General features: G+C 46.5%; 8 protein-coding genes and 2 tRNA genes. 1 reads left to right on the top strand and 9 read right to left on the bottom strand.

The features are described from left to right. Window positions 1–167: 167 nt before the first annotated feature. The 8 genes from ABCM67_RS14525 to tsaE all read right to left on the bottom strand — a co-directional run bounded on the left by ABCM67_RS14525 (window position 168) and on the right by tsaE (window position 5,000). Window positions 168–256: transfer RNA gene (locus tag ABCM67_RS14525), tRNA-Ser, on the bottom strand. 138 nt (window positions 257–394) lie between these two features. Continuing rightward, window positions 395–480: transfer RNA gene (locus ABCM67_RS14520), tRNA-Ser, on the bottom strand. A 178-nt stretch (window positions 481–658) separates the two neighbouring features. Continuing rightward, a complete protein-coding gene (gene ispD / locus ABCM67_RS14515) occupies window positions 659–1,363 on the bottom strand; it encodes a 2-C-methyl-D-erythritol 4-phosphate cytidylyltransferase (RefSeq protein ID WP_015525917.1) in 705 nt (234 codons plus the stop codon). 21 nt (window positions 1,364–1,384) lie between these two features. Then, window positions 1,385–2,404 (bottom strand): tRNA (adenosine(37)-N6)-threonylcarbamoyltransferase complex transferase subunit TsaD, encoded by a 1,020-nt coding sequence (gene tsaD / locus ABCM67_RS14510; RefSeq protein WP_015525918.1) that lies wholly within the window; start codon window positions 2,402–2,404, stop codon window positions 1,385–1,387. Window positions 2,405–2,408: 4 nt separating this feature from the next. Then, complete coding sequence (locus ABCM67_RS14505) at window positions 2,409–3,320, bottom strand: ribonuclease Z (RefSeq protein WP_015525919.1); 912 nt, start codon at window positions 3,318–3,320, stop codon at window positions 2,409–2,411. 77 nt (window positions 3,321–3,397) lie between these two features. Then, window positions 3,398–3,841 carry a ribosomal protein S18-alanine N-acetyltransferase gene (gene rimI / locus ABCM67_RS14500; protein ID WP_059086828.1) on the bottom strand — a complete coding sequence of 148 codons (444 nt, stop codon included), beginning with the start codon at window positions 3,839–3,841 and terminating at the stop codon, window positions 3,398–3,400. Further along, complete coding sequence (gene tsaB / locus ABCM67_RS14495) at window positions 3,838–4,563, bottom strand: tRNA (adenosine(37)-N6)-threonylcarbamoyltransferase complex dimerization subunit type 1 TsaB (protein ID WP_059086827.1); 726 nt, start codon at window positions 4,561–4,563, stop codon at window positions 3,838–3,840. Before tsaB ends, rimI begins: the two co-directional genes overlap by 4 nt. Next, window positions 4,560–5,000, bottom strand: a complete 441-nt coding sequence (gene tsaE / locus ABCM67_RS14490; protein ID WP_015525922.1) for a tRNA (adenosine(37)-N6)-threonylcarbamoyltransferase complex ATPase subunit type 1 TsaE — start codon at window positions 4,998–5,000, stop codon at window positions 4,560–4,562. Before tsaE ends, tsaB begins: the two co-directional genes overlap by 4 nt. A 93-nt stretch (window positions 5,001–5,093) precedes the next feature. Here tsaE and ABCM67_RS14485 point away from each other — a divergent pair, with 93 nt between their 5' ends. After that, on the top strand, window positions 5,094–5,612 hold the full coding sequence (locus ABCM67_RS14485) for a peptidylprolyl isomerase (RefSeq protein ID WP_021651510.1): 519 nt from the start codon (window positions 5,094–5,096) through the stop codon (window positions 5,610–5,612). A gap of 104 nt (window positions 5,613–5,716) precedes the next feature. Here the strand turns inward: ABCM67_RS14485 and ABCM67_RS14480 are convergent, their stop codons facing one another. Next, window positions 5,717–6,373 carry a YigZ family protein gene (locus ABCM67_RS14480; RefSeq protein ID WP_022426677.1) on the bottom strand — a complete coding sequence of 219 codons (657 nt, stop codon included), beginning with the start codon at window positions 6,371–6,373 and terminating at the stop codon, window positions 5,717–5,719. Window positions 6,374–6,473 lie beyond the last annotated feature (100 nt).

Below are 6,473 nucleotides of genomic sequence, written 5' to 3'. Positions count from 1 at the left end.
CTTTAAATGTAAAGAAATTTTCGAGAATCGTATGTGTTTCACTGTTTAGTTATCAAGGTTTGTTGTGTCTGTCTCTCGGACAGCTTGTTCATTTTATCTCATTCTCAACTGCTTGTCAAGAACTTTTTTAATTTTTTTGAAGTATTTAGTCTTCAAAAAAATCAAAACGGAGAAGGAGGGATTTGAACCCTCGCGCCGCGTTAACGACCTACTCCCTTTCCAGGGGAGCCCCTTCGGCCAGCTTGGGTACTTCTCCAAATTGCCCTACTTACTAAGTAGTTCCGATATTTATCTCTGCCGTTCTTAGCGACAGGTGATATTATATCTCGTATCTTTTATGTTGTCAAGTACTTTTTTAACTTTTTTAAAAAGTTTTTATTCTGTATTTGACAAACGGAGAGAGTGGGATTCGAACCCACGCGCCCTTGCGGACAAACGGTTTTCAAGACCGCCTCGTTATGACCACTTCGATATCTCTCCATATAATGTTTTTCAACATTTTTTGTGCTGTTTTGTCAGCGCATGTTGTATTCTATCATCAAATATCTCCCCTGTCAATAACAAATTTGATATTTTTTTCAAAAAATTGGACATATAGCTTCAATTTCTGCTATATGTCCATATTTACCGGGATTTTCACCCTGTTCTACTCTCTATTCTACTCTCTGTTTTCCTTCAAAAATGCCTCCGCAACCACCAGATCTTCCGGTGTTGTGATCTTGATATTGCGATAAGAACCTTCTGAAAAGCGGATCTTCACCCCGGTCTCATGTTCTGCAACCATGGCATCATCTGTAATTCCGGTCATTTCCTTCTGCCGAATGCTGGTATATGCGCCATAGATCAGCGGGTACTGAAAGATCTGCGGAGTCTGGACGATCCATACACTGCTGCGATCCGGAGTTTCACTGACATTCCCATCCTCATCTGCGATCTTAACTGTATCCTTGGAAGGCATGCCTGTAACACTGGCCCCTGTCTGTGCTGCTGCCATAAGTCCTCTTTCAATGATCCCATGATCAATAAATGGTCTGGCACCGTCATGGATCAGCACATACTCTGTGTCTTTACACGCACGAAGTCCTTCATAAACAGAATCGTACCGTTCTTTTCCGCCGGATACTACAGCAGAAACCTTTGTAAAACCATATTTTTCCACGATTTCTTCTTTGCACCAGAAAACATATTCCTCCCCTGTTACCAGGATCACATCCCTGATCAGCGGACTTTCCTGAAAACAGCGCAGAGAATAACAGAGCACCGGCATCCCGTCAAGCTCCATAAACTGCTTTTGTATTTTGCTGTGCATTCTCTTTCCCTGGCCTGCTGCTAGGACAATAGCTGTATTTCTGCACTCTCCCATGATCAATTACCCCGGATTCTTTTATCTTTCGCCAAGCTTCAGGTTCGGAACCGCATTCAGATCCCAGCTGTGGCGTGTTCCCCTGATATATTCATAGTAAGCTGCCACACCGATCATCGCTGCATTATCCGTACAGAAGATCGGTGACGGACGGTAAAATTTGTATCCACGTTCTGTACATGCTTTTTCCATAGCAGTGCGAAGTGCTCCGTTGGAAGCAACACCTCCTGCAATGGCAACCTTTTTCATGCCAAAATCAGCTGCTGCCTGCATGGTATGCTCTACCAGTACGTCAACAACTGCCTTCTGGAAGGATGCCGCGATATCTGCACGGTTTACTTCCTCACCTTTCATTTTTGCCCCGTTTAAATAATTAAGAACTGCGGACTTCACGCCGCTGAAGCTGAAATCATATGGATTTTCGCCGATTTTTGCACGTGGAAACTCGATAGCGTCCGGATTTCCTTCCTTTGCCAGCTTATCGATCTTCGGTCCTCCCGGATATCCCAGCCCAATGGCACGTGCAACCTTATCAAATGCCTCACCTGCCGCATCGTCTCTGGTTCGGCCCAGGATTTCAAACTGGCCGTAGTCCTTCACAATAACAAGATGGGTGTGTCCACCGGATACAATGGCACAGAGAAACGGAGGTTCCAGATCCGGATGCTCAATATAATTGGCAGAAACATGGCCTTCTATATGATGCACGCCTACCAGTGGCAGGTTTCTTGCATAGGCAATGGCCTTGGCTTCTGCCACACCTACAAGAAGTGCACCGACAAGCCCCGGTCCATAGGTTACACCGATAGCATCAATATCATCCAGAGTGACATTTGCCTCGTCCAGCGCTTCCTGGATGACCTGGTTGATCCTTTCTATATGATTTCTGGAGGCGATCTCCGGTACAACACCTCCGTACAGTTTATGGATCTCGATCTGTGAGGAAATCACGTTTGATAAGACAGTCCTTCCATTTTTTACAACGGAAGCTGCCGTTTCATCACAGGAGCTCTCAATACCAAGAATTAATGTATCTTTCATTTTTTCAGTCCTCTTCAAAATTCAGTTCCACACTCTTCCCGTCTTTTCCCGGCCATGCCTTCGGAAAGATCTCACGTACTGTATCCATGTAATCATCCGGACGTACCAGAGAAGGGCTGTAATGGGTCAGCCACATTTCCCCCACTTCCGCATCACGGGCAAGAGTGGCCGCTTCACGAAACGTCATGTGTTTGTAGCCTTTTGCCTTTTCGATCTTGTCATCTTCACCGTACATTCCCTCACAGATAAAAAGATCGGAACCTTTTGCATTACGTAAAATAGACTCTGTCGGTCTGGTATCTGTGGTATAGGTAAGCTTGATCCCTTTTCTTGGCGGACCAAGCACCATATCCGGTGTGTAGATCCTTCCTTCATCCTCCACAGTCTGTCCCTTCTGCAGCGGATTCCAGAATTTCAGCGGGATCTCATGCTCTCTGGCACTATCAGGAGAAAATTTTCCCTGGCGCAGGATCTCAAGGGTATAGCCATAGCAGGTAACATTATGGTTCACCCGAAATGCAGTGATCCGGTACCCATTCAGTTCCAGAACTTCCTCCGGTTTCGTGATCTCGATAAATTTAATTTCAAAGGGCAGCTCCGGTGCGATCACACGAAGTGCGCTTACCACACGTTCCAGTCCTCTTGGGCCTACCAGAGTCAGCGGTTCTGTGCGGTCTGCATTTCCCATAGTCAAAAGGAGTCCCGGAAGTCCGCTGATATGATCCCCATGATAATGGGTAAAACAGATCACATCAATAGGCTTGAAGCTCCAGCCCTTTTCTTTAATGGCCACCTGAGTGCCTTCCCCGCAATCGATCATCAGACTGCTGCCGTTATAACGGGTCATCAGTGCGGTAAGCCATCTGCGTGGCAGCGGCATCATTCCTCCGCAGCCAAGTAAACAAACATCTAACATATTTTTCCTCTTTTCCTGTTCTGTGGCAAAGTTTAGCATACTTATCCCGTACAGACAAGTACCTCTCCCGGGTAAGCCTATTCAGAAACTGTGGTGCGTGTCATAAGAACAGCATCCTCTGTGGGATCTGTATAGTATCCCTTTCGCAGGCCATCTCGCACAAATCCCTGACGTTCATAAAGCCGGATCGCAGTCTCATTTCCTGCCCGGACCTCCAGATGAATCATGGTGATCCCACGCTCTTCTGCCAGACGGATCATACTTTCCATAAGGAAATTTCCGATTCCCTCTCTCTGACGGTCTCTGCGGACAGCCACATTGGTCACATCCCCCTCATCCAGCACCGTAAGAAGACCACAATATCCCAGGATCCGGCCCTTTTCTTCCACAACAAGAAACATCCCGTTCTCTTTCATAAGAAATGTCAGAAATCCCTCTTTTGTCCAGGGGACTGAAAAAAGTTCCTCTTCGATCTCCATAACCTGATCCAGATCATCCACAAGCATTTCTCTTAAGATCATGCGTTTTCCCCTTCTGATCCTTTTTTCAGTTTCTGGGCACGCTCCCGCTCAGCCTGTGAAACACGGAGATAATCCGGTTTGTGCTCAGCCGCTGTCTCGGTTCTGCCTTCTTTATAATAAAGGACACCAAGTGCACCTACAGCACCTGCTCTCTGTCTGGAAAGATGGGCCGGTGCAAAAGAAAACGGTACAGTAAGCTTATCTGCGATGATATCTTTAAATACCGGGACTCCGTCTCCGAGGAATGTTACGGCTTCTCCCATCTCATTCAGCATGGAAAGAAACTCCTCAATTCCCACTGCCATCTGATCCTTTACCGTCATGAGCCTGTGATCCTCGTAACGATAGATTCCCGTATAAACCTGCTTTCTTCTGGCATCCATGATCGGACAGATCAGTCCGTTTACATCATAGAGATTATAGGCCAGTGCCTCCACAGTCGGAATCCCGACCAGGGGTTTGTCAAGGGCAAGTCCAAGTCCCTTGGCTGTGGCAGAGCCAATACGGAGTCCGGTAAAAGAGCCCGGTCCCTTGGCTACCGCAATAGCGTCAATCGTCTTCAGATCCAGCTCTGTCATCTTCACGATCTCATCCAGCATGGGAAGAAGAGTCTGGGAATGTGTTTTCTTATAATTAACTGTATATTCCGCTACCAGTATATCGTCCTCCACAACGGCTACGGATGCCACGATTCCGGAACTGTCCAGTGCCAAAACTCTCATTCTGTCTTTTCTCCTCTCTCCTCAATGGTGATCTTTCTGTATTCAAAGCCCTTCTCAAGATCTTTTTCAATGGTAACTTCAATCCTTTTTTCCGGCAGGATCTCCTCAATGAGTTCCGCCCATTCGATCAGACAGATTCCCTGCCCGAAAAAATAATCATCGTATCCGATCTCTTCCATTTCTTCCAGATCCCCGATACGATATACATCAAAATGATAAAATGGCAGACGTCCGTCTTCATATTCCTGGATAATGGTAAACGTAGGGCTGTTTACAGGTTCTGTAATTCCAAGACCTGCTGCCACTCCCTGTGTGAACACGGTTTTTCCAACTCCCAGATCGCCTGTCAGTGTGTAGATCTGTCCCGGCTTCGCATTCATTCCGATCGTCCTTCCGACCTCGAATGTTTCCTCAGGATCATGCGTTTCTATGACCATATTTTCCACCTTTTTCTTGCACAATTATTCTTTGCATATTATAATAGAGCGAACAGCGAAATACAATACTTTTTGAAAAGGAGTGCGAAAACTATGGCAAATCCTATCGTTACCATCACAATGGATAATGGCGATGTAATGAAAGCGGAATTATATCCGGAAGTTGCCCCGAACACAGTAAATAACTTCATCAGCCTTGTAAAAAAAGGCTTTTATGACGGCCTGATCTTCCACCGTGTCATCAACGGCTTTATGATCCAGGGCGGATGCCCGGACGGAACCGGTATGGGTGGCCCGGGATACAGCATCAAGGGTGAGTTCTCCCAGAACCGTTTCAAAAACGACCTGAAGCATACACCAGGTGTTCTCTCCATGGCAAGAGCCATGAATCCGAACTCTGCCGGAAGCCAGTTCTTTATCATGCACAAGGCTGCTCCGCATCTTGACGGAAGCTATGCTGCATTCGGTCAGATCATTGAGGGCATGGATGTTGTAAATGCTATCGCAGAGACAGACACGGACTACAGTGACCGTCCTCTTGACGAGCAGAAGATCAGCTCCATGACTGTTGATACCTTTGGTGTGGATTATCCGGAACCGGAGAAATGCTAACAGGAATAATTTTCTGAAATAAAAAAGCCCCGCGAAGAGCAGACTGTAACACAGATCATCTGCCCTCTTCCCGGGGTATTTTTATACTGACATTCTCTTTTCTTTTACTTTTCGAAGGTCTTCACTTCTCCGTTTACTTTCGCAAAATACAGTTCTGCATCCTTCTCAAGTCCGGCTCTTCCGTTTGTTCCTTCTGTGATCGCCTTCTTCACCTCTTCGACCTGATCATCCGGCACAAGAAGCTTCAGGACAACCTTGTCGGTATATTCGGAATCCAGGATCGGCAAACTTCTTTCTCCTGCGATATACTGGATCTTTCCGATCCCTGTATAATCCGTCGTCACCTGAAGAGAGATTCCATGATGCTTCTCAATGACGGTACTTGCCGCCAGTCCAGCCTGGACTGCACCGGAATATGCCCGCACAAGCCCTCCTGTCCCAAGAAGGACACCTCCAAAATATCTGGTCACCACAATGGCCGCATTATAGATCCCGGCTCCCAGAAGCACATCCAGCATAGGCCTTCCGGCTGTTCCGGATGGTTCTCCGTCATCACTGCAGCGGGTGGCTTCCCGGTTCATCCCTACGGAATATACATAGCAGTTATGACGTGCATCCCAGTATTTTTTTTTCATTTCTTCGATAAAGGCAAGGGCCTCTTCTTCTGTTTCCACAGGACGGACGGTTGCGATGAAACGGGATTTTTTTTCCACAAGTTCGCCTTCGCCGCCTTCGTATATGGTTTTATAATGTTCCAGCATGGTTTACGCCTCCGTTATCTATATCCAACCCTCTGTTTCAGGCAGAGTTTTCTTTATTGTATAATAATTATCTTCATTGCACAATGTATAAGATATCATG

It is taken from the genome of Blautia sp. 2227st1_G12_2227SCRN_220401 (assembly GCF_039062885.1).
Classification (GTDB): Bacteria; Bacillota; Clostridia; order Lachnospirales; family Lachnospiraceae; genus Blautia_A; species Blautia_A fusiformis.
This window is presented reverse-complemented; position numbering and strand designations above follow the sequence as displayed.

Coding starts and splice junctions, on each gene's coding strand:
- ispD (WP_015525917.1), bottom strand. CDS start 1,363: ATGGGAGAGTGCAGAAATACAGCTATTGTCCTAGCAGCAGGCCAGGGA.
- tsaD (WP_015525918.1), bottom strand. CDS start 2,404: ATGAAAGATACATTAATTCTTGGTATTGAGAGCTCCTGTGATGAAACG.
- ABCM67_RS14505 (WP_015525919.1), bottom strand. CDS start 3,320: ATGTTAGATGTTTGTTTACTTGGCTGCGGAGGAATGATGCCGCTGCCA.
- rimI (WP_059086828.1), bottom strand. CDS start 3,841: ATGATCTTAAGAGAAATGCTTGTGGATGATCTGGATCAGGTTATGGAG.
- tsaB (WP_059086827.1), bottom strand. CDS start 4,563: ATGAGAGTTTTGGCACTGGACAGTTCCGGAATCGTGGCATCCGTAGCC.
- tsaE (WP_015525922.1), bottom strand. CDS start 5,000: ATGGTCATAGAAACGCATGATCCTGAGGAAACATTCGAGGTCGGAAGG.
- ABCM67_RS14485 (WP_021651510.1), top strand. CDS start 5,094: ATGGCAAATCCTATCGTTACCATCACAATGGATAATGGCGATGTAATG.
- ABCM67_RS14480 (WP_022426677.1), bottom strand. CDS start 6,373: ATGCTGGAACATTATAAAACCATATACGAAGGCGGCGAAGGCGAACTT.